19 protein-coding genes are annotated in these 22,019 nt (G+C 69.3%); 12 read left to right on the forward strand and 7 right to left on the reverse strand.

Annotated features, from left to right (window positions below):
• Window positions 1–55 precede the first annotated feature (55 nt).
• Both I004_RS0129210 and I004_RS0129215 read right to left on the reverse strand, forming a co-directional pair.
• The gene (locus I004_RS0129210) at window positions 56–1,174 is read right to left on the reverse strand and encodes a peptidoglycan bridge formation glycyltransferase FemA/FemB family protein (protein WP_028438373.1); all 1,119 of its coding nucleotides are present in this window, start codon (window positions 1,172–1,174) and stop codon (window positions 56–58) included.
• Between the two features lie 64 nt (window positions 1,175–1,238).
• Complete coding sequence (locus I004_RS0129215) at window positions 1,239–2,726, reverse strand: MFS transporter (RefSeq protein ID WP_028438374.1); 1,488 nt, start codon at window positions 2,724–2,726, stop codon at window positions 1,239–1,241.
• 224 nt (window positions 2,727–2,950) lie between these two features.
• Here I004_RS0129215 and I004_RS0129220 point away from each other — a divergent pair, with 224 nt between their 5' ends.
• A complete protein-coding gene (locus tag I004_RS0129220; protein WP_028438375.1) occupies window positions 2,951–3,895 on the forward strand; it encodes a DUF5996 family protein in 945 nt (314 codons plus the stop codon).
• 119 nt (window positions 3,896–4,014) lie between these two features.
• Here I004_RS0129220 and I004_RS0129225 read toward each other — a convergent pair whose 3' ends face one another.
• The gene (locus I004_RS0129225; RefSeq protein WP_028438376.1) at window positions 4,015–4,377 is read right to left on the reverse strand and encodes a UBP-type zinc finger domain-containing protein; all 363 of its coding nucleotides are present in this window, start codon (window positions 4,375–4,377) and stop codon (window positions 4,015–4,017) included.
• A gap of 380 nt (window positions 4,378–4,757) precedes the next feature.
• On the reverse strand, window positions 4,758–5,060 hold the full coding sequence (locus I004_RS0129230) for a hypothetical protein (protein WP_028438377.1): 303 nt from the start codon (window positions 5,058–5,060) through the stop codon (window positions 4,758–4,760).
• Window positions 5,061–5,294: 234 nt separating this feature from the next.
• Between I004_RS0129230 and rpsF the strand changes: the two genes are divergently transcribed.
• The 4 genes from rpsF to rplI all read left to right on the forward strand — a co-directional run bounded on the left by rpsF (window position 5,295) and on the right by rplI (window position 7,094).
• Entirely contained in the window at window positions 5,295–5,585 is a 291-nt protein-coding gene (rpsF, locus tag I004_RS0129235) for a 30S ribosomal protein S6 (RefSeq protein WP_028438378.1), read from the forward strand.
• Between the two features lie 120 nt (window positions 5,586–5,705).
• The gene (locus tag I004_RS0129240; protein WP_028438379.1) at window positions 5,706–6,284 is read left to right on the forward strand and encodes a single-stranded DNA-binding protein; all 579 of its coding nucleotides are present in this window, start codon (window positions 5,706–5,708) and stop codon (window positions 6,282–6,284) included.
• Window positions 6,285–6,392: 108 nt separating this feature from the next.
• Window positions 6,393–6,629: a 30S ribosomal protein S18 gene (gene rpsR / locus I004_RS0129245; RefSeq protein WP_028438380.1), complete on the forward strand. Its 237-nt coding sequence runs from the start codon at window positions 6,393–6,395 to the stop codon at window positions 6,627–6,629.
• 18 nt (window positions 6,630–6,647) lie between these two features.
• Window positions 6,648–7,094, forward strand: a complete 447-nt coding sequence (gene rplI, locus I004_RS0129250; RefSeq protein WP_028438381.1) for a 50S ribosomal protein L9 — start codon at window positions 6,648–6,650, stop codon at window positions 7,092–7,094.
• 197 nt (window positions 7,095–7,291) lie between these two features.
• Here the strand turns inward: rplI and I004_RS0129255 are convergent, their stop codons facing one another.
• Entirely contained in the window at window positions 7,292–8,632 is a 1,341-nt protein-coding gene (locus I004_RS0129255) for an MATE family efflux transporter (RefSeq protein ID WP_028438382.1), read from the reverse strand.
• A gap of 697 nt (window positions 8,633–9,329) precedes the next feature.
• On the opposite strand from I004_RS0129255, the gene dnaB reads away from it, so the two are divergent.
• Complete coding sequence (gene dnaB / locus I004_RS0129260) at window positions 9,330–11,732, forward strand: replicative DNA helicase (protein WP_486580647.1); 2,403 nt, start codon at window positions 9,330–9,332, stop codon at window positions 11,730–11,732.
• 229 nt (window positions 11,733–11,961) lie between these two features.
• On the opposite strand, the gene I004_RS0129265 is transcribed toward dnaB, so the two are convergent.
• Window positions 11,962–12,714 (reverse strand): IclR family transcriptional regulator domain-containing protein, encoded by a 753-nt coding sequence (locus I004_RS0129265; RefSeq protein WP_028438384.1) that lies wholly within the window; start codon window positions 12,712–12,714, stop codon window positions 11,962–11,964.
• Window positions 12,715–13,095: 381 nt separating this feature from the next.
• Between I004_RS0129265 and I004_RS38720 the strand changes: the two genes are divergently transcribed.
• The 6 genes from I004_RS38720 (at window position 13,096) to I004_RS36885 (ending at window position 20,306) form a co-directional block, all read left to right on the forward strand.
• Window positions 13,096–13,584 carry a hypothetical protein gene (locus tag I004_RS38720; RefSeq protein WP_028438385.1) on the forward strand — a complete coding sequence of 163 codons (489 nt, stop codon included), beginning with the start codon at window positions 13,096–13,098 and terminating at the stop codon, window positions 13,582–13,584.
• Between the two features lie 30 nt (window positions 13,585–13,614).
• Window positions 13,615–14,727 (forward strand): cupin domain-containing protein, encoded by a 1,113-nt coding sequence (locus I004_RS0129275; protein WP_037978239.1) that lies wholly within the window; start codon window positions 13,615–13,617, stop codon window positions 14,725–14,727.
• Entirely contained in the window at window positions 14,724–15,560 is an 837-nt protein-coding gene (locus tag I004_RS0129280; RefSeq protein WP_028438387.1) for a fumarylacetoacetate hydrolase family protein, read from the forward strand. The genes I004_RS0129275 and I004_RS0129280 overlap by 4 nt, the downstream gene beginning before the upstream one ends.
• Window positions 15,557–16,144 carry a maleylpyruvate isomerase N-terminal domain-containing protein gene (locus I004_RS0129285; protein ID WP_028438388.1) on the forward strand — a complete coding sequence of 196 codons (588 nt, stop codon included), beginning with the start codon at window positions 15,557–15,559 and terminating at the stop codon, window positions 16,142–16,144. Before I004_RS0129280 ends, I004_RS0129285 begins: the two co-directional genes overlap by 4 nt.
• A 28-nt stretch (window positions 16,145–16,172) precedes the next feature.
• Window positions 16,173–17,363, forward strand: coding sequence for an FAD-dependent oxidoreductase (locus tag I004_RS0129290; RefSeq protein WP_051345570.1), 1,191 nt, complete (start codon window positions 16,173–16,175; stop codon window positions 17,361–17,363).
• Between the two features lie 366 nt (window positions 17,364–17,729).
• Window positions 17,730–20,306, forward strand: coding sequence for a glucosidase family protein (locus I004_RS36885; protein ID WP_199779485.1), 2,577 nt, complete (start codon window positions 17,730–17,732; stop codon window positions 20,304–20,306).
• Window positions 20,307–20,517: 211 nt separating this feature from the next.
• Here I004_RS36885 and I004_RS0129300 read toward each other — a convergent pair whose 3' ends face one another.
• Window positions 20,518–21,813, reverse strand: a complete 1,296-nt coding sequence (locus tag I004_RS0129300) for a PAS domain-containing protein (RefSeq protein WP_028438390.1) — start codon at window positions 21,811–21,813, stop codon at window positions 20,518–20,520.
• Window positions 21,814–22,019 lie beyond the last annotated feature (206 nt).

Below are 22,019 nucleotides of genomic sequence, written 5' to 3' on the forward strand. Positions count from 1 at the left end.
AGTCGTCTCGGTCATCTGATTGCGACCTCTCCTACAGCGCGTCCCCCTCGCGCCGTCAGCGTCGCGACATGTAGATGTCGAGCGCCTTGTGCAGCAGCTTATTGAGCGGGAAGTCCCACTCGCCGAGATACTCGGCGGCCTCTCCCCCTGTGCCCACCTTGAACTGGATCAGCCCGAAGAGGTGGTCGGACTCGTCCAGCGAATCACTGATGCCGCGAAGGTCGTAGACGCTCGCGCCCAACGCGTAGGCATCCTGGAGCATCCGCCACTGCATCGCGTTCGACGGTCGCACCTCACGCTTGTGATTGGCCGATGCACCGTACGAGTACCACACATGGCCACCCACGATCAGCATCGTGGCGGCAGCGATCCGTTCGCCCTCGTGCTCGGCGAAGTACAGCCGCATGCGGTTCGGGTCCTCGGCGTTGAGCACTTTCCACATGCGCTCGAAGTAAGCCTTGGGCCGCGGACGGAACTTGTCGCGCTCCGCGGTGATCTCGTACAGCCGCTGCCAGTCGTCCAGGTCCTGCAGGCCGCCCTGCACGACCTCGACGCCCGCCTTGTCGGCCTTCTTGATGTTGCGCCGCCACAGCTGGTTGAAGCCCTTGTGCACCTCTTCCAACGACCGTCCCTCGAGGGGCACTTGGAAGACGTAACGAGGCTGTACGTCACCGAACCCGGCGCCGCCGTCCTCGCCCTGCTGCCAGCCCATCCGGCGCAGCCTGTCGGCGACTTCGAAGGCGTGCGGCTCGATGTGCGTCGCCTGCACGTCCCTCAGCCGCTTCACGTCGGGGTCCTGGATGCCGCTCTTGATCGCGGGTGCGTCCCAACGCCGGATCACCACCGGGGGGCCCATCTTCACCGAGAACGCACCCTGTTGCTTGAGATGGGCGAGCATCGGCCGCAGCCAGTCCTCCAGTTGGGGCGAGAACCAGTCGATGACCGGGCCCTCCGGGAGGTACGCCAGATACCGCTTGACCTTTGGGAGCTGCCGGTAGAGGACGAGGCCCGCGCCGACGAGCTCTCCGTTGCCGTCGAACCAGCCCAGGTTCTCCGACCGCCACTCGCCCTTTACGTCGGCCCAGGCCGGCACCTGGCAGTGGCTGGCCGAAGGAAGGCCGCGGACATAGGCCAGATGCTGCTCACGGCTGATGGCCCTCAGGGTCAGACTCATGCGGGACGCTCCTCCGGCGCAGGTGGGTGACTCGCCGGGAAGCCTACTGTGCGTCGGGTCCGCATCACGTCCCGCCGCCGGGCTCGGCACGCTCCGCTGCGGGAGGCGGCGCGGACAGGGAGCACGACCTGCACACCGCGTCCACCGTCTCCTGCGTCGGCACCGCGGGCCTGACGAACAGCCAGGCCGTGGCGCCCGCGGCCGCGAGCAGTCCGGCGCAGATCAGCATCGCGCCCTGGAAGGCGGCGTCGACATCGGCGGGCGAGCGGTACTCGTCGCCGGACAGGCTCACGATCGCGGGAATGGCCGCCACCGAGATCAGGCCGCCGGTGCGTGCGGCGGCGTTGTTGATGCCGCTCGCGGTTCCCGACCTGTCCACGTCGACGGAGTCCAGCACCGTCGCCGTGAGGGGAGCCACCAGCAACGTCATGCCGGCACCGAGACCGATGCCCGCGGGTAGCACGTCGGCGAAATAGGAGGCGTCCGGCCCGATCCGGAGCATCAGCAGCACGCCGATGCAGGCCAGTACCGGCCCCGCCGTCAGCGGGATGTGCGGCCCGATGCGCTTGCCGAGCCGCGCGGCCCGGCTGGAGAAGGCCAGCATCAGCAGCGTCAGCGGCAGCAGCGCGAGCCCGGCCAGCAGCGGCGGGAAGCCCGCGGTGGTCTGGAGCTGAAGAACAAGGAAGAAGGAGACCGCGGCGAGCGCCCCGTAGATCAGCACCGTCACCACATTCGTGTACGTGAACAGCCGCACGGAGAACAGCCCGAGCGGCACCATCGGACGCGGCGAGCGGCGTTCCGCCACGATGAACGCCGCACCGAGCAGCACGGCCGACGCACCCGTCACGATCGCGGCGAAGGGGTGCGTGGAGGCGATCGTCAGGGCGTAGGTGAGGGAGCCCAGCGACAGCGCGGCGAGCACGGCACCGGGAATGTCGAAGCGGCCGCTCGCCGCCTCGTCCCGCGTCTCCGGTACGTGGCGCAGGGCGACGGCCGCGGTCAGGACGGCGAACGGAAGGTTGATCAGGAACACCCAGCGCCAGCCCGGTCCGCCGGCCAGCCAGCCGCCCAGCAGCGGCCCCACCGCCCCGGCCACCCCGCCCAGACCGGCCCACATCCCCACGGCGGCGGCACGGTCCTGGGGGCGGAAGACCGCCTGGATGATCGCGAGCGAGCCCGGTGTCAGCAGTGCGCCTCCCACCCCTTGAAGGCCACGCGCGCCGATCAGCAGCGGCGCGCTCGGTGCGAGCCCGCACATGGCCGAGGACACCGCGAACCACAGCACGCCGACGACGAAGATCCTGCACCGTCCGTACCGGTCACCGAGGGAGCCGCCCAGCAGGATCAGCCCGGAGAGCGTCAGCAGGTACGCGTTCACGGCCCACTGCAGCCCCGCGAGGCTCGCCCCCAGGTCTTCGCCGATGCGCGGCAGGGCCACGTTCACCGCGGTGCCGTCCAGCAGCACCATGCTGGAGCCCAGGACGGTGGCGAACAGCACCCAGCGCCCGGTGGCGCCGGACATGGTCACCTCTCCCGCGCGCGCAGATGTCATGGCATCCATCCTGCTGCCCTTACCCGGGATCAGCACCGCCGCATTCCCACATGTCAGGCCCTAACGTTGGCCGCCTGATCGCGCACGTACGGCGCGGCCCGGCGTCGCACATGCCGGACACCTGCGATCTCGTCATCATGGGAAGTGCCAGGCCCGTCGGCCCGGCGCGAGCCGTGCCGGAGCAGGAGGGCAGGAAGCACCACAGCAGGAAGGGGGAGGACGCCATGGAGCTCTTCCCGTCCCTGCCTCTCACCGAGTGGCGGGACACCAAGGAGACCCTGCACCGCTTCGAGCAGCTCGTCGGCAAGATCCGGCTCACCTCGAGCAGCCGCCGGAACCACTGGTGGAATGTGCCGTTCCACATCACCGGCCGCGGCATCACCACGCGCCCGATGGGCCAGGCCGACGGCAACCCCGTCTTCACGATCGACTTCGACTTCGTCGATCACCAGCTCGTCGTCGCGGCGCTCGACGGCACCGAGATCTCCTTCCCCTTGCTCGGCCAGTCCGTGGCCTCCTTCCGCCGGCTGACCCTGGAGGCGCTCACGGACCTGGGCATCCACGCCGAGATCCCCCACCCCGAGCCCTTCGATCTGCCCGACTCCTCAAGGCCGTTCTCGCGGGACACCGAGCACGCCACGTACAACCCGGAACACGCCAACCGCTATTGGCAGATCCTCAGCCAGGTGGCGCTGGTGCTCGAGGAGTTCGCCGCACGCTTCTCCGGCAAGAGCAGCCCCGTGCACCACTTCTGGCACACCTTCGACATCGCCCATACGCGCTTCTCCGGCCGGCACGTGGAACAGCCGCCGCAGACGGACCCGGTGACCCGCGAGGCGTACTCACGCGAGGTGATCAGCGTCGGCTTCTGGTTCGGCGACGACTCCTTCCCGGAACCCGCCTTCTACGCCTACGCCGCTCCCGAGCCCGCGGGCCTGGAGACGGAACCGATCCGTCCGGAGCAAGCGCGCTGGGTGCCGCAGAACGGCGGTCATCTCGCGATGCTGCGCTACGACGACGCGCGCGCCTTCGCCGATCCTCGGTCCGTGGTCCTCGACTTCTACGAGAGCGCCTACCGGGCGGCGGCCTCGCGCGCCGAATGGGACATGGAGGCCTTCACGAGCCCGCACGGCGTCACGGATCAGCAGTTGGTCGGGCACCACCGCTGACCGGCTCCGAGCGGGCTCCGGCTGGCGGGGCCCCGACGCGCGCCGGCCCCGGGCCGTGCGGGGCGCGCAGATTCCGCGCCGCGCACAGACCCGGCTCCGGGCAGGCATCCGGAACTGGCTCAGTGCAGCTGCCGCTGCCAGTCCGAGGGGACCTTGCCCGCCGGGCCCGGGGTCGGCTGCGACTGCGGATGGGAGGTGGGCGGGGCGAGACGCGGGCCCTCGTAGATCTGCTCGGTGTCCGCGTTCCAGAACCAGTCCTCGCCCGGCTCGAAGCTGGCCAGGAAGGGATGCCCGGCCTGGTGTGCGTGCATCGTGGCGTGCTGTCCCGGAGAGGAGTCGCAGCACCCGATGTGCCCGCACTCCGCGCAGCGCCGCAGATGGAACCACCACCCGGGGCCGTCGCCCGCCGAACACTCGACGCACCCGGTGCCGCTCGGCGCCGCGGAAGGATCGATGCCAGGGATTCCGTCCTGCTGTGACATGTGCAGACTCCTCTCGCTCGCCCCCGTCCGTCCCCTCGGACTTCTCCCTCGGCCGCGGCGGCCGCGTCATTGCGACGCCGGCGCGACGAAGGCGCACGTACGGGCGCGGGAGGCGCGGGCCTGCGCGGTGAGGCGCGCATGCGCCTCGAGCCGGCAGCCATCGGCCGAGCCGTCACACGATCGGTTGATGACCGGACGCCGACTGCCCCGCAGCCGTACATCCGTCAGAGTAAGCAGAGCTGGCATTCCCGGCATTTCGGAAGTGGGGCGGACAGCCCGGCGGCCGGTACGACGCCCGGCCCGCCTCGGAGGAACAGCGAGCCCGGGTCGCACCGGCCGTGTGCTGGGAGGCCTGGTTCGGGGCAGCGTCGCGGCGGGGCTCAGGCGAGCAGTCCGCCGTGAGCCATGCCTAGATAGAAGCCGAAGGCGGCCCCGCCCAGCCCGATGATCAGCGCGAAGCGCTCACCCGTCGTGGCGGAGATGAACTGCCCCCACGCCCCCGTGACGATGCCGACCAGGCCCGTCCAGGCGCTGAGCACGTGCAGCCCCGGCCACAGCAGTGCCGTCAGGAACGCGACCACGCCCACAACGACCGTCACCGCCGCGAGTGAGCTCTCCAGCGGGTGAGCCCTGCTGTCGTCGAGGACCATGGAAACCGGGTTGTGCCGTACTGCCTGTGCCATGCGGCACCTCCTGACAGAGGCCGACAATGGCGGCGCCCCAGTGACGCCGCTCACACCGTTGCGTCCAGGTTGCGGCGACTTGCCCCCGGATTTCAACCGGAAGGCTCAAGCCGGGTAGTCTGAACGGTCTGCACCCACCCGCCGCCGAGCTGAGGCGGCGCCGGTGCGGAACGCATCACGAACCTCCTGCCACGGAACGACCGTGGCCGCGAGTCCGAAGGAGGTGGGTTCCACATGCGTCACTACGAGGTGATGGTGATCCTCGACCCCGATCTCGAGGAGCGCGCGATCTCGCCGCTGATCGAGAACTTCCTGTCCGTCGTCCGCGACGCGAAGGGCAAGGTCGAGAAGGTCGACACCTGGGGCCGTCGCCGGCTTTCCTACGAGATCAACAAGAAGCCCGAGGGCATCTACTCGGTCATCGACGTGCAGGCCGAGCCTGCGGCCGTCAAGGAACTCGACCGCCAGATGAATCTGAACGAGTCGGTTCTGCGGACCAAGGTTCTGCGCCCCGCCGCCCACTGAGCCGCACGGCACACAGGGCACCACGGACGGGCACAGCACCGGACACCGAGTAGCAGCCAAGCCACAGCACGAGCCACAGAAGCCACAAGCAGCCAGCAGCACCCCGCCGAGAGGTTCCCCATGGCAGGCGAGACCGTCATCACGGTCGTCGGCAATCTTGTCGACGACCCCGAGCTGCGCTTCACCCCCTCCGGTGCGGCGGTCGCGAAGTTCCGTGTCGCGTCCACCCCCCGCACCTTCGACCGCCAGACCAACGAGTGGAAGGACGGCGAGAGCCTCTTCCTGACCTGCTCGGTCTGGCGGCAGGCGGCGGAGAACGTCGCCGAGTCCCTCACCAAGGGGACGCGCGTCGTCGTACAGGGCCGCCTCAAGCAGCGTTCGTACGACGACCGCGAGGGCATCAAGCGCACGGTCTACGAGCTGGACGTCGACGAGGTCGGCGCCAGTCTCCGCAACGCCACCGCCAAGATCACCAAGACCAGCGGCCGAGGTGGCCAGGGCGGCGGCTTCGGCGGCGGCCAGGGTGGCGGCGGCTGGGGCGGAGGCCAGGGTGGCGGCGGCCAGCAGGGCGGCGGCGCACCCGCGGGCGATCCGTGGGCGACCGGCGCACCGGCCGGCGGCGGCCAGGGTGGCGGAGGCGGCGGAGGCGGCTGGGGCGGCGGCTCCGGCGGCGGCTACTCGGACGAGCCCCCCTTCTGACAGGGCGCACCCGCGCGTACCGGCCGGAAAGACCGCCGCGGAGCACCCGCGGCCGGTCAGGGCAGGGCCAGACAGCTGCACACTTCTTGAATTTCAACGGAGAGAGACATGGCGAAGCCGCCTGCTCGCAAGCCCAAGAAGAAGGTTTGCGTGTTCTGCAAGGAGAAGATCAACTACGTCGACTACAAGGACACGAACCTGCTGCGGAAGTTCATTTCCGACCGCGGCAAGATCCGTGCCCGCCGAGTCACCGGCAACTGCACCCAGCACCAGCGCGACGTCGCCACGGCCGTCAAGAACAGCCGTGAGATGGCGCTGCTGCCCTACACCTCGACCGCTCGATAAGGGAAGGGTGACCGACAGATGAAGATCATCCTGACCAACGAGGTGTCCGGCCTCGGTGCCGCGGGCGACGTCGTGGAGGTCCGCGACGGCTACGCACGCAACTACCTGATCCCACGCCGCGTCGCCATCCGGTGGACCAAGGGCGGGGAGAAGGACGTCGAGCAGATCCGCCGCGCCCGCAAGATCCACGAGATCGCCACGATCGAGCAGGCCAACGAGATCAGGACCCGGATCGAGGGCGCCAACGTGCGTCTGAAGGTCCGGGCCGGCGACCAGGGCCGGCTCTTCGGCTCCGTGACCCCGGCCGACATCGCCGGCGCCGTCAAGGACGCCGGTGGGCCGGAGATCGACAAGCGCCGCATCGAGGTGGGTGCGCCCATCAAGACCCTGGGCTCCCACCAGGTCTCGGTGCGTCTGCACTCCGATGTCGCCGCAAAGATCGACATCGAGGTCGTCGCCGGCTGATCAGCCGCCACGGCTGAGCGGAACGGCTGCGTGCCACGGCCGGCCCACGGCCACATCGGAGGGCCGTACCCCTGAAGTCAGGGGGTACGGCCCTCCGTTCATGTTCGGGCGCCTCCCCAGGACGTGGGCAGGGGTGCGGCAGCGGGCGGCGGCATCGGCCCGGGGCGGGCGGGTGGCGGCGGCGGCCCAGTGTGAGGTCAGGCCCGTACGGCCCCGGTCACGACCCAGCGGCCGGAGCGCGCCCGCACCCACAGCGTCACAAGGCGCACGCCCATCATCACGCCCGCGATCGTCCACCACAGGGCCGTCAGACCGCCCCCCACCAGCGGGACGAGCAGCGCCACCGGCGCGAACACCGCCAGGGTGACCAGCATCGCCCCCGCGAGATACGGGCCGTCGCCCGCACCCATCAGCACACCGTCCAGCACGAACACCACACCGGCGATCGGCTGCGTCACCGCGACGACCAGCAAGGCGGGCGTCAGTTCGCCGATCACCGCAGCGTCGGACGTGAACAGCGGCATGAAGAACGGCCGCGCCGCCGCGACCAGCAGCCCCAGCACCACACCCGTGACCACGCCCCACTGCACCATCCGCCGGCACGCCGCCCGCGCACCCGCTTCGTCCCCCGCGCCCAGGTACCGGCCGATGATCGCCTGCCCCGCGATGGCGATCGCGTCCAGTGCGAACGCCAGCAACGACCAGAGAGTCAGCGCGATCTGATGCGCCGCGATGTCCGCGTCGCCGAGCCGTGCCGCCACCGCCGTCGCGATCATCAGCACCGCACGCAGCGAGAGTGTGCGGATCAGCAGAGGCGCGCCCGCCTGCGCGCACGCCCGGACACCTGCCAGGTCCGGACGCAGGGATGCCCCGTGCCGCCGCGCACCCCGTACGACCACGAACAGATACACCGCCGCCATCGCCCACTGCGCCAGCACGGTCCCCCACGCGGAACCCGCGATCCCGAGCCCGAACCCGTAGACGAGCAGCACGTTCAGGGCGGCGTTCGCGGAGAAGCCGCCCACCGCCACATACAGCGGCGTCTTTGTGTCCTGAAGGCCCCTCAGCACACCGGTCGCGGCGAGCACGACGAGCATGGCGGGGATCCCGAGCGAACTGATGCGCAGATAAGTCTCGCCGTGCGGTGCTGCGGTGGCCGAGGCACCGAAGAGATCGACGAGCAGCGGGGCACCCGGCAGCACCACGACGATCACGGCCAGGCCGAGCAGCAGTGCGAGCCAAATGCCGTCCATGCCCTGGCGGATGGCCGCGGGGAGATCGCCGGCGCCGACGCGGCGGGCCACGGCGGCGGTGGTGGCGTAGGCGAGAAAGACGAAGATGTTGACGCCGGTCTGCAGCAGTGCCGCCGCCACTCCGAGGCCCGCGAGTTGGGGGGTTCCCAAGTGGCCGACGATGGCGCTGTCCACCATGACGAAGAGTGGTTCGGCGACGAGCGCGCCGAAGGCGGGGAGCGCCAGCGCGACGATTTCGCGGTCGTGGCGCCGCATGGTCGAACGTGTGCCAGCAGGGTCGTTCATGGATTCGATCCAAGCATCCACAAGTAATGGTTGCAAGGGGGTACTGGCTATTACGCTTGTGGGGCTCGCGTGCGTGTGCGGTAACAGTGCGCCAAGCCGCGTAACGATCCCGGTTCGGGGGCCGACTTTTTTCCCCGCACAGGCAGTGGATGCCGTCTTCACAGGTCAGGGGTGGTCGGCGAGGTCGGGGCCCGACTTCTCCACAGGGCTGTCCCCCGTGCCGTACACAGCTTTCGCGGTCTTCTCCACAGAAAGTTGTCCACCGTCCACATCACCCTGTGGATAACAAGATTGGCTGACGCCTCCTCGTCCCCATAACGTGGGCAGTCGCCCGCCCCACAGCCCCCTCGTCAACTCCGTTGTCCCGACGCGCCGATGGAGAGTCGGGCGGCCATTGTCAGAGCCGTGCCGTAAGAAAGAGGGGCACTGCGGTCAGGTCCGGTCGTGCTTGATCACCGGACGGGGAGGAGGTGAACGCGTGACTCAGCAGCCCGAACACGTCGAGGACCCTTGGGCGTCGGATTCCGCATCCCGCAGTGCCGCGCGTCCCGCCCCCGGCGACCGCTTCCCCGCCGCCCGCAGCCGTCAGCACGGGCAGGGCGGCCACAACGGCTCCGGCGGCAACGGGCGCGGCGAGCGCCACGACCGGGGCACCGACGAACACTCCCCGGCACCCGCGTCCGTCTCCTTCGAGCGCGTGCCGCCGCAGGACCTCGAGGCCGAACAGTCCGTGCTCGGCGGCATGATGCTCTCCAAGGACGCCATCGCCGACGTCGTCGAGGTCCTCAAGGGCCACGACTTCTACCGCCCCGCGCACGAGACGGTCTACGAGGCGATCCTCGACCTCTACGCCAAGGGCGAGCCGGCCGACCCGATCACCGTCACCGCCGAACTCACCCGGCGGGGCGAGATCAGCCGCGTGGGCGGGCCGGGCTACGTCCACTCCCTCGTGCAGACGGTGCCCACGGCGGCCAACGCCGAGTACTACGCGGAGATCGTCCACGAGCGGGCGGTGCTGCGGCGGCTCGTCGAGGCGGGCACCCGGATCACGCAGATGGGATACGCGGCCGACGGCGACGTCGACGACATCGTCAACTCCGCCCAGGCGGAGATCTATTCGGTCACCGAGCAGCGCACGTCGGAGGACTACCTCCCCCTCGGCGACATCATGGAGGGCGCCCTCGACGAGATCGAGGCGATCGGATCGCGCAGCGGTCAGATGACGGGCGTGCCCACCGGTTTCACCGACCTCGACTCGCTGACGAACGGGCTGCACCCGGGCCAGATGATCGTCATCGCGGCGAGGCCCGCCATGGGTAAGGCGCTCGCGCTCGATACCCCTCTGCCCACTCCCACCGGTTGGACGACGATGGGAGCGGTCGAGGTCGGGGACCTCCTGCTCGACGCCGCCGGAAATCCGACCCGGGTGACCGCTGCGACGAACGTGATGCACGACCGCCCCTGCTACAAGATCACGTTCGATGACGGCACCACGGTGATCGCCGATGCCGAACACCTGTGGCTCACGGACACGCGGGCGTCCCGCCGTTCCGCGCAGCAGGCCGCGACGGGACACCACCGGTACCGCAACCAGCGGAGTTTCTCGTCGGTGAAGACCACGCGGGAGATCGCCGAGACAGTTCGCTGCCGCAGTGCGGACCGGCGGATGAACCACTCGGTCGCCAATGCCGCACCCTTGGAGCTGCCGGCGCAGGAACTTCCTGTCGCGCCCTACACCCTTGGTGCATGGCTGGGCGACGGCCACAGCGGCGCTGCCAGGATCACCACCGCGGACCCCGAACTCCTTGTGCACATCGAATCCGACGGATTCGCCACTCGTCCCGCGGGTTCCTCGAAGTTCACCTATGCCCTGCGCCTGGCCGTGGACGAGACGGAGGACGTTGAAGGCCGCTCATGCGGGCACGGAAGCCTTCTCGTGCTCCTCCGGGAGACCGGCGTACTGGAGAACAAGCACATCCCGCAGTCGTACCTTCGCGCTTCCGTCGCCCAGCGGCGGGCGCTGCTCGCCGGGCTTCTCGACACGGTCGGCACCGTGACCGGCACAGGATCGGTGCAGTTTGCCGTGACCGGCCGGGCACTCGCCGAGGGCTTCCGTGAACTGGTGGTGAGCCTCGGTTACCGGTGCGGTGCGGCCCTCAAGCGGGTCAAGGGCCGCGGCGAGGAATCGTCCACCTGCTACGTCACCACGTTGACCACCGACGACGATGTCTTCCGGCTGGAATGGAAGCGGCTCCTGCACAAGGAGCGCCGGCGGCCCGCGACGCCGAGGCTGACGCAGCGCTTCATCCGTGACGTGACTCCGGTCGAGAGCGTTCCGGTGCGCTGCGTCGAGGTCGGCAACCCCGACCACCTCTACCTCGCGACACGGTCCATGGTCCCCACCCACAATTCGACGCTCGCACTGGACTTCGCCCGGGCCTGCTCCGTGCGGCACAACATGCCGAGCGTGATCTTCTCGCTGGAGATGGGCCGCAACGAGATCGCGATGCGGCTGCTGTCGGCGGAGGCGCGCGTGGCGCTGCATCACATGCGGTCGGGGTCGATGACGGACGAGGACTGGACACGGCTGGCGCGTCAGATGCCGCAGGTGACGGAGGCGCCGTTGTACATCGACGACTCGCCGAACCTGTCGATGATGGAGATCAGGGCGAAGTGCCGCCGGCTCAAGCAGCGGAACGATCTGAAGCTGGTCGTGATCGACTATCTCCAGCTGATGCAGACGGGCAGTTCGCGGCGTCCCGAGAGCCGTCAGCAGGAGGTCTCGGAGATGTCCCGGAACCTGAAGCTGCTCGCCAAGGAGCTCGAGGTCCCCGTGATCGCGCTGTCGCAGCTCAACCGTGGTCCGGAGCAGCGTACGGACAAGAAGCCGATGGTCTCCGACCTCCGCGAGAGTGGAAGCATCGAGCAGGATGCCGACATGGTCGTCCTGTTGCACCGTGAGGATGCGTACGAGAAGGAGTCGCCGCGCGCGGGGGAGGCGGACCTGATCGTGGCCAAGCACCGTAACGGTCCGACGGCGACGATCACGGTGGCCTTCCAGGGGCACTACTCGCGCTTCGTGGACATGGCGCAGACGTAGGGACGTTCATTGCCGGTTGCTCGACCGTGCAGCAGACAACGTCGCCTCTGAATCCCCGACTTCCACGGAACGCCCGCACACGCTGGTGATCCGCCGGGACGTCTACGAACAGCACGGCTGGCTCGCCCGTGAACTGGTCACTCGCGAGAGTGTCGGCGAGCGCCGGCGGCCCTCCGTCGGAAGAGATGTTGACGACGCCCACGCCGCCGCCGACGGCCGAGTACGTCAACTACCCGTCGGCTGCAGCCAGATCGCGTCCGATCCCGGTGACGGTGACAGCCATCGCTGCCACCCAGACCGGGAGCACCTGCTGGTCGAAACGTGCGGAGGGCGCGGCGACCGAGACGGCCGCGACGGACTGACCGCTGTCGTCGCGCACAGCCATGCCGACGGCGGTCAGTCCGGTCTCCGTCAGTCCGTCGTTGATGGCGAAGCCGCGTTTGCGTATGAGCGTCAACTCTCGGCGGAGCTGGGCGAGATCGATGGTCGCGTCCGCCGGCTCGTACAGCCGGTCCAGCTCCTCGGCCTCCAGCGCGGCCAGCAGAACCTTCCCTCCGGACGCCAGATGAGCAGGGAGGGCACGGCCCGCCCGGTCACCGACCCGCAGGATGCGGTCGCCGCACTCGACCGTCGAGAGGAACCGTACTTCTGTGCCAGCGAGGACCGTCAGGTTCGCGGTCTCGTCTACGCGGTCGACCAGCGTCTGCAGATGTGGCTGAGCGACCCTGCGCAGCAGAGCCACCGGTGCCTCGGAGGCCTCGGCGGGACGCAGTACGGGTCCCGCCCGGTATCGCCGGTCGTCGATCTGCTCGGCGAAGTCCCGGTAGACGAGCATGGCCAGCAGCCGGTGAGCCGTGGAGCGGGACACCTCAAGCCGGTCGGCTGCATCGGTCACACGTAGCGGCCCCTCCTGCTGAAGCAGCTGTGCCAAATGGAGCGCGTGGTCGACGGAGCCGATGGCATAAGGCGGCTTGTTCTTCATGACAGAAAAGGCTATCCCGCAAGACGGAATCGAGTCCAAGCTCGGTCCATGAGCCGCTTCACGAACACCGGGAGCGCACCGGGGTCCCGCGCAGGGGTGCGGCCCTGGTGACCGCCCTGTGCTGGATGATCGTCGTCTTCGACGGCTACGATCTGATCGTCTACGGGACTGTCCTGCCCCGCTTGCTCACAGAGCCGGGATGGGACCTGACCGAGTCCGAGGCGGGACTGCTCGGCAGTCTCGCCTTCGCAGGAATGCTGATCGGCGCCGTGTTCGCCGGCAGGTTCGCCGACCAGTACGGGCGCCACCGCGCTCTTCTCACTCGCGACCGTCGCGACGCTGTTCGCCTGGTACGGGCCGGCGACCTGGCTGCCGCAGCTGATGGTGGAGACCGGCTTCGACCTCGGCTCCTCCCTGACCTTCCTGCTCGCGCTCAATCTCGGCGCCGTCGCGGGCTCCCTGCTGACGGCCTGGGCCGGAACTCGCGTCGGCCCGCTCACCACCGCGGTGACCGCAGCAGCCCTTGCGGCCCTCGGCCTCGCTGTACTGCTGCTTCACCCCGGCCCGTACGGGGCCTATGGCGCCCTCGTCCTCGCGGGCGTCGGCACCCACGGAACCCAGTGCCTGATCATCGCCGCCATCGCCGACCACTACCCGGCGCGGCTGCGCGGCACCGCCCTCGGCTTCTCGCTCGGTTTTCGGCCGGATCGGCGCCGTACTCGCACCACAGACGGGCGGATGGCTGCTGGCAGCGGGTCTCGGCGTCGACTCCAACTTCCTTGTCTTCTCCGTAGCCGCCGCGGCAGCGGGCGGCCTGTTGTTCGCCTTCCCGCGTACGTCCCGCTTGTCGGACGGCCGCCGTCCCCGTAAGTCCTCCAGCGACAGTGAAGGAGTCCTGAGATGACCACTGCACCGGTGCACATCACCGCCACGGACGCACCGGGTCAGCCGGAGCGCACCCCGGAGCTCGAAGCGCTCTACGGCGGGTTCGAATCGGAGCTGCTGGTGCCGCTGTGGACGGAGATCGGTGATCTCATGCCACCGCATCCCCGGGCCAAGGCCGTTGCGCACACCTGGCGTTGGAAGAATCTGCTGCCGCTGGCCGAGCGCGCCGGGGAGCTGGTGCCGGTCGGCCGAGGCGGGGAGCGGCGGGCGATCGCGTTGGCCAACCCGGGTCTGGAGGGTGCCCCGTTCGTCACCCCGACGTTGTGGGCGGCGATCCAGTACCTGGGTCCCCGTGAGGACGCACCGGTGCACCGGCACACCCAGCACGCCTTCCGGTTCGTGGTCGAGGGTGAAGGGGTATGGACCGTCGTCGACGGCGACCCGGTCGCCATGCGCCGCGGCGATTTCCTGCTCACCCCGGGCTGGCGCTTCCACGGGCACCACAACCAGAGCGACGCACCGATGGCCTGGCTGGACGGCCTGGACATCCCCTTCGCGCACTACACCGGATCGACGTTCTTCGAGTTCGGCCCCGACGAGGTCGACGACCGCGGCACCCCTGAGCTGTCCCGGTCCGAACGACTGTGGGCCCACCCGGGCCTGACACCGGTCTCCGCGGCGGGCACCGAACACCCCAGTTCCCCGGTCGCCGCGTACCGCTGGGAGAACACCGACCGCGCCCTGCGCGATCAACTCGCCCTGGAACAGGAGGGATACACGGGCGTCCTGGAACCCGGTCACGCCGCAGTGCGCTTCACCAACCCCACCACCGGCGGAGATGTGATGCCCACGATCCGCGCCGAGTTCCACCGGCTGCGCCCGGGCACCGAGACCGCCACCCGCCGCGAGGTGGGCTCGTCCGTCTACCAGGTCTTCGACGGAAGCGGCACCGTGCGCGTAGGTGAGAGCGAGTGGACGGCCGCGCACGGTGACCTCTTCGTCGTTCCGTCCTGGCAGCCGCTGAACCTGGCCACCGACGAGGGCGTGGACCTCTTCCGGTTCAGCGACACCCCGATCTTCGACCGGCTCCACCAGTCCCGTATCCACATAGAAGGAAGCGACCGTTGAAACTCGCCACTCTCCGCACCGCCCGAGGCACCCTCGCCGTCCGCGTCGAAGCCGACCGCTGCGTCGACTTGGACTTCACCGATGTCGGCGCCCTCCTCGCACAGGCCGGCTGGCACGACCTCGCAACATCGGCAAGGGGCGAAGAAATCCCCCTCGACGGAGCCGACTTCGCGCCTGTGGTGCCACGCCCAGGAAAGATCGTGTGCGTCGGCCTGAACTACCGCAACCACATCCTGGAGATGGGCCGCGAGCTGCCTGAACACCCCACGCTGTTCGGCAAGTACGCCGAGGCCCTCATCGGCGCCCGGGACGCCGTGGAACTGGCCCCCGAATCCGAACAGGTCGACTGGGAAGCCGAGTTGGCGGTCGTCATCGGCGCCCCGGTGCGCCGTGCCGACGCGGCGCGGGCCGAGCAGGCGATCGCCGGGTTCACCGTGCTCAACGACGTCACCATGCGCGACTGGCAGTACCGCACCAAGCAGTGGCTGCAGGGCAAGACCTTCGAAAACTCCACCCCTGTCGGGCCGGTACTGGTGACCCCGGATGAACTGCCCGGCACGGTGGCGCCCGAGCTGACCATGAGCTGCTCCGTCGACGATGAGATCGTGCAGAAGGCGGACACCTCCGACCTCGTTTTCCCGCCTGTCGACCTGGTGCGCTACATCTCCACCGTGCTCACGCTCCGCCCCGGCGATGTGATCGCCACCGGCACCCCGGGCGGCGTCGGGCATGCGCGCAAGCCGGTCCGCTATCTCACCGAAGGCTCGCGTCTCGTCACGGAGATCAGCGGAATCGGCCGGCTCGACAACGTCGCGCGGAGGGTTGCCCGATGACCGTACGCGGTTGGATGGACCACAGCACCGAACTCTTCCTGGCCGCCGTCGGAAAGCTGTCCGACGAGCAGTTCGCCGAGGCCACGGCACTGCCCGGCTGGTCGCGCGCCCACATCGTCGCGCACGTGCACTTCAACGCCGAGGCGCTGCTGCGCCTGCTGCACTGGGCCCGCACCGGTGAGCGGACGCCGATGTACGAGGGGCCGGAGCAGCGGGCGTCCGAGATCGAGCACGGTGCAGCGCTTCCGCCACCGGAACTTCGCCAGCTGCTGCACGACTCGACCGAGCGGCTGGCGACCGCCATGGACCAGCTGCCCCAGGCGGCGTGGAACCACGAGGTGGTCACCGCCCAGGGCCGCACCGTCCCTGCCCGCGAGGTCGTGTGGATGCGCACCCGCGAAGTAGCGATCCACGCTGTCGACCTGGACGCCGGTACACGCTTCTCGGACCTTCCCGACGATCTCAACACCGCCCTGGTGGCCGATGTCGCCCAGAAGCGCTGCACGAGCGGCGATGCGGCCGCGCTCGCCTCCTGGCTCACCGGACGCACAGCCGAGGCACCGCAGCTCGGCCCCTGGCTCTGACAGAAGCTCCCGCAGAGGACAACGAATCGTGAACGCAGCAGCGGACAACGAGACAGACGTCGTCATCGCCGGCGGAGGGATCGCGGGGCTGGGCAACGCATACGCCCTCGCCTCGGCCGGACACCGCGTCCGCGTACTCGAGCGAGCACCCGACTTCACCGAGATCGGCGCCGGGCTCCAACTGGCTCCCAACGCGACCCGCGTACTGCGTGATTGGGGCCTGCTGGACGAGGTCATCGAACTCGGAGTGCTGCCACGGCGGCTGGTGTTCAGGGACGCCCTCGACGGCACGGAACTCACGCACCTGGCACTGGACGACGGCTTCCGGCAGCGCTACGGCGCACCGTACGTCGTGATCCATCGCAGCGACCTGCTGAAGGTCCTCGTCTCGGCGTGCGAACGCGCCGGAGTCGAACTGGTCCCGGACCACGAGGTCGACCATGTGGAGACCGACGACAGCCACGCGGTGGTGCACACCGGCAGCACCCGGCACCGTGCCCGACTCGCCCTCGCCGCCGACGGCTTGCGCTCGGCTCTGAGGGCCCGCCTCAGCGACGACGAGCCGATCGCATCCGGCTACGTCGCCTACCGCGGCGCGTTCCCCGTCGCAGAGATGGCCGACCAGCTCGGGCAGGACGCCCTGCAGGACGTGGTGGTGCACATCGGCCCCGGCTGCCACCTGGTGCAATACCCGCTTCGTTCCGGCGAGATCTTCAACACCGTCGCGGTCTTCGAGTCGCCGGCGTTCCACCGCGGGGAGAGCGAGTGGGGAGGAGCGGAGGAACTCGACGCAGCGTTCAGCGGCGCCTGCGAAGAGGTCCAGCGCGGGCTGAAGTCTCTCTGGCGGGAGCGCTGTTGGCCCATGTACGACCGCAATCCGATACGCACCTGGGTCGACGGCAGGCTCGCTCTCACCGGTGACGCGGCCCACCCGATGCTCCAGTACCTGGCCCAGGGCGCCTGCCAGGCGCTGGAGGACGCACAGTGCCTGGCAACAGAGGCCGCGAAGGGCGCGGGGAGCGACGGCCCGGACTGGCCGCGCGTCCTGAGCGCATTCGAGAGCAGCCGCACGGAACGGACAGCCCGCGTCCAGTCCGCTGCCCGGGTGTGGGGCGAGACCTGGCACGTCGACGGCTTCGCGCGGACACTGCGCAACCGGCTCTTCAAAGACCGCGACCCGGCCGACTACCGGCACATCGACTGGCTTTACGGAGGCTGACCCGCCTGCACCTGGTTCACATGGTTGACGCATTCCGCAGTTCCGACGGGGAGTTTGAGCCGGCCGCCGCCGCTCGCACCGCCGGACCTGGCCTGTCTCCACCCGCAGGACCGCGACCTGACCCCGCAGCCGTGCAACCAGTGGCAGGGACGTCGGGCCGGGGTATGCACAGGGGCCGTTCGACTCTCACGCTCAGTTTCCGCACAGAATGTCCGCTCCGCGCGATTGACGCCGCACCTGAGTGTGAGTTGACTGTCGTCGCCCAACCGTACGTACATTCAAATCCGTCAGTGTCGCGATGATTTCGGATGAACCGACGGAAAGATGCCGAATCTGGCGGTGATCATGCGACCACGGATCGCACTCATGACGGCGGCCATCGGCATTCTCCTGACGGGTGGGCTCGCCCCTGCTGCGTTCGCCCAGCCCGATTCCGCAACGCACGACGCGGCGCTACCTCGCTCGTCGGAGCTCTCCGAGACCGAGCGCCTGCCCGACCGCCGTTCGCTCACGGTCGGGGACCGCTTCTACTCGATGGGCACCGAGGACGGCCTCTATCCGGCCGCCGGGTGGCACACCACCGGCGAGATGGGCGGCATGTGGACCCAGCCGATCAAGTTGCTCGACGGCATGTGGTTCGGCCTGGACGACGCGTGGCTGGGCAAGCAGGCCAAGGCGACCAAGTTCACCTCCGGATGGGGCTACAACCGGGTCGACTACGCCCCGAGTGGCGGCATCAGCGCCAGCCGCACCGACTTCGCGCCGGACGGTCTGCGCGCCGGACTTGTCGGGCTCACGCTCAGCGCGCGGCAGAACGCCGAGGTGACCCTCTCCCTCGACGCACACTCGGAACTGATGAACGCCTACCCCTGGGGCTGGACCACGCCCGGTCAGTCGGACTTCAACCTCCCCGACAAAGGCAGCTTCGACGGAAACGCACTCTCCTTCCGTGAGACCGGAACACCCGCGACCCCCAACGCCACGCCGCACGACTACGCGGCCGTCGTCGGCGCCAAGATGACCGCGAACACACACAAGCTCGGGCCGGACTTCCGCGGCCCGCAGAGCGACCCGGCCATCTGCCCGACCGAAGGCGACAAGCCCGCCACATGCGACGACAGCTCGTTCGGCAAGGGCACGGGCGGGCAGCTGACCTACCGGGTCAAGCTCGACAGCGACGCCCCCACGACTCTGTGGTTCGCCGTAGCCGGCTCGGACAAGGGCCCGGACGAAGCGCGCGCCCAGTACGACAAGGCCTTGGCCGATCCGCTCGGCTTGCTCAAGGACAAGATCGAGAAACGCCGCGCGATGTCTGCCCACACATCCGTCGACCTCCCCGGCGACAAGCGCCTGCAGCGCAGCGTGGAATGGTCGAAGCAGAATCTGGCCGACTCCGCCCAGGAGTCACGGGACCTGCAGCTGCGCAGCACACGTGAGGGCAAGCAGTACCCGGAGCCGAGCGGCACCCTGCCCTCCGCCCGCTGGCTCGGCGCGGGCTGGCCGGACTATCCCTGGATGTTCGGCACCGACGGCGAGTACACGGCCTTCGCCTCCGTCGCGATGGGACAGTTCGACGACATCAAGGGACATCTGCGGTCCCTGAGGGACGTCAGCGAGGTCATCAACGACCGCAGCGGAAAGGTCATCCACGAGATGACACCGGACGGCTCGGTCTACTACGGCGCCAACGACGACCCCGGGAACACCGACGAGACAGCGAAGTTCCCGAGTGCGGTCGCCCTGCTGTGGAGGTGGACCGGCGACGACGGCTTCCGTGATGATCTGTATGGCTTCAGCGTGCGGAACATGAAGTACATCGATCGCACACTCGACGACGACGGGGACGGATGGCCCGAGGGCACCGGCAATGTCGAGCGGCCGGGCATGGGACCGGAGAAGCTGGACAACGCCGTGTACACGATGCGCGGCTTCCGGGACCTCGCGGACATGGCCCGCAGCAAGGACGACTCCGAGACCGCCGCCTGGGCGAACGGCCGCGCCGAGAAGCTGGAGAAGAAGTTCGACAAGACCTGGTGGGCCGGTGGGGACACCGACCAGTACGGCGACTCGCTGGAGGATCCGTCCAACAGCCCGATCCTCCAGCGGCACTGGATCGGTGTGACCCCCATGGACGCGGAGATGGTCCGCCCCGGCGAGCCAACCGTGCCTCTGGCGCCGGTCGAGCACGGCGGAACCGCATTGGACAGGCGCCAGCAGGACTGCTACTCCGGCGAGTTCGGGCTGTTCCACACCGGAACGGGACCGACGTCGGCGGAGGGCGGCAACAAGGGCCCGTCGTGCGACAGTGCGGTCTCCGCCGTGCAGAGCGAGCGGACCTCCTACTCGCTCAACACCGGGATCATGGCCGTCGCCGAGGGCAACTACGGCCGGCTGGGCAAGGACCAGCAGCAGCGGTACACCACGGCGAACGCACGGATCCAGCTGGACCCATCGGTCTGGGAGATGCCCGGTGCCATGCCGGAGATCGCGCCGAGTCCCGACTTCACCCCGAACATCGACCGTCACCTGACGGACCGCTCGATGGTGCTGCAGGCGTGGGGCGCCTACGGCGTCCTCTGGCCGGTGGTGCACCATCAGCTCGGCGTGGCCCCCGACATGGGGCGGGACAGGCTCTCGGTGATCCCACAGGTGCCGGCGGGTCAGGATCGTGTGGCCGGCAGCAACATCCGTCTCGCGAAGGGGTCGGTCGACGTCCGCGCCACTCGTTCCGGGAAGACCCTCACCACCACCGTCACCCGGCACGGCCTGGATTCCGCCCTGTCAGTCGGGCATGTGCTGCCGAGCGGGGCGAAGGTCAGCTCCGCGACCATCGATGGAAAGCCGGTGCCGTACCGGATCGTCGCCACGGCTCGCGGGCAGGAGGTCGTCGCCACGGCGGGCTCCTCCGACGGCCGCACGAGCCTCGTCGTGCGTCTGTCCTGACCGTCTCGCCCGACAGTCACCTGATCCGCCGGACACTGCCTGGCAGTGCGGGGCCCTGCGTCACTGTCACTTTCGCCAGAGCAGGTGATGGGTCACGCGTCTACACGAACCGGCTCACACCGAACAGGTCTCAGCGTCCGCCGCACCCCGGCCGAAGATCAGCAGCGCTCATGCGGCAGCGGCCTTGCGACCCGCTGAACGACCGCCCGCCTCAAGGGGAATTGAGGGGGTGGGCTGTCGGGGCCGGGCGCGGGGGCCAGGCATGGGGGGCGAGGATGCCGAGGACGTACGCACGGGCGACGAGGGCAGGTCTGGTCGCGGCGCCCAGGAGGTCGCGCAGCCGGCTGATGTGGTAGTCGACAGCCTGCCGGGAGAGCTTCAGCGAGGTGGCGATCTCGCCGTTGGTGCTGCCCTCCGCGAGGAGGGACAGTATGCGGATCTGAGCGGCGGTGAGCGGGGAGTGGGCATCGTGGGCGAGGCCCTGGTGCATGACGACGGCCCACACGTGGGTGGCGCGGCCTGCGGACCGGCCCACCGTGGTCAGGTGGAGCTGCGCGCGGCGCTGGCGGCCCTGGGCATCGAGGAGCACGGCGGAGGTTTCCACGCGTCTGACGCGGCGGGTTATCAACCCCTCCCATGCGAGGCGGAGTTGGCGCAGGTCGGTCGCGGCGGCGAGCAGTGTGTGCGCGCGGCGTCCGAGGAGGTCGGACAGGCGTATGCGGAACAGCTCGGCGGTGGCCGTGCTCGCCTGCTCGATGCGGCCGTTGACGGAGAGCAGCGCGCAGGGCAGACCGCTGTGGTCGCGCAGGGCCCGCAGGTTCTCCTCGGCCTCCCGGCGCTGGTTCATGGCGCGGGTGTGCTCGGTGATGTCGACGTAGATCCCCGCCACGCAGGTCTGGCCGTTCTCCTGGACGGGGAAGCGGTGGCCGACGGCCTGGCCTGTGATGCCGTCCGAGCGGTGATAGCTCAAGGTGTGGCGCACCGGCTTGCCTCTGTTGAGGATCTCCTGGTCCAGGGCGCGGAACTGTGCGGCGTCGGAGGGGGAGTCGAAGTCCTCGATGCGGCTGCCGACGACCCGCTCGGGTGTGGTGCCGTAGAGGTGGGCGTAGGAGTGGTTGGCCCACAGGTAGCACCCGTCGGGGTCGCGTATGAAGGCCGCGGCCGGTGCGAAGTCGGCGAATTCCGCGAAGGCGGCATAGCGGCGGCCGCCCGCGGGCTGTGCGTCGGCCTCCACCGCGAGTCCGCGGGTGCAGCCCTGGACCCCGCTCTCGTCCGGTGGCCATCGCACGTCGAAGTTCCGGCCGTCGAAGTGGACCAGACAGTGGCCGTCTTGGAGGGAGTGTCCCGGCGAGGCCATCTCCTGGCGCATGCGGTCGAGGAAGCGCTGTGCGGTGGGCTGGTCGGCGAAGGCGCCGCCGCCCTTCTCCAGGAGGTGCCACTGCTCGTCGGCCTCCCACCAGGAGACGGGGAGGTGCTCCAGCAGTGCCTTGATACCGGAATCGTCCACGAAGGCCTTTCCGTCCGCGTTTCCACCGTCCGGCTGGAGGTGGCACCGCGATGCCTATCCCCTGCGGGTACCGCCCATGCCCGGTTTCCGGCCGACTGCGAATTGTGGGCGCATCCCCGGGGAGGCGCCCGGATGTGATCATCAGCGTTCACCATTGCTCTGCGATGTCCGCGACTTTGGCATTTGCCTGACCGGTGCCCGGCTTC

It is taken from the genome of Streptomyces sp. TAA486 (assembly GCF_000426165.1).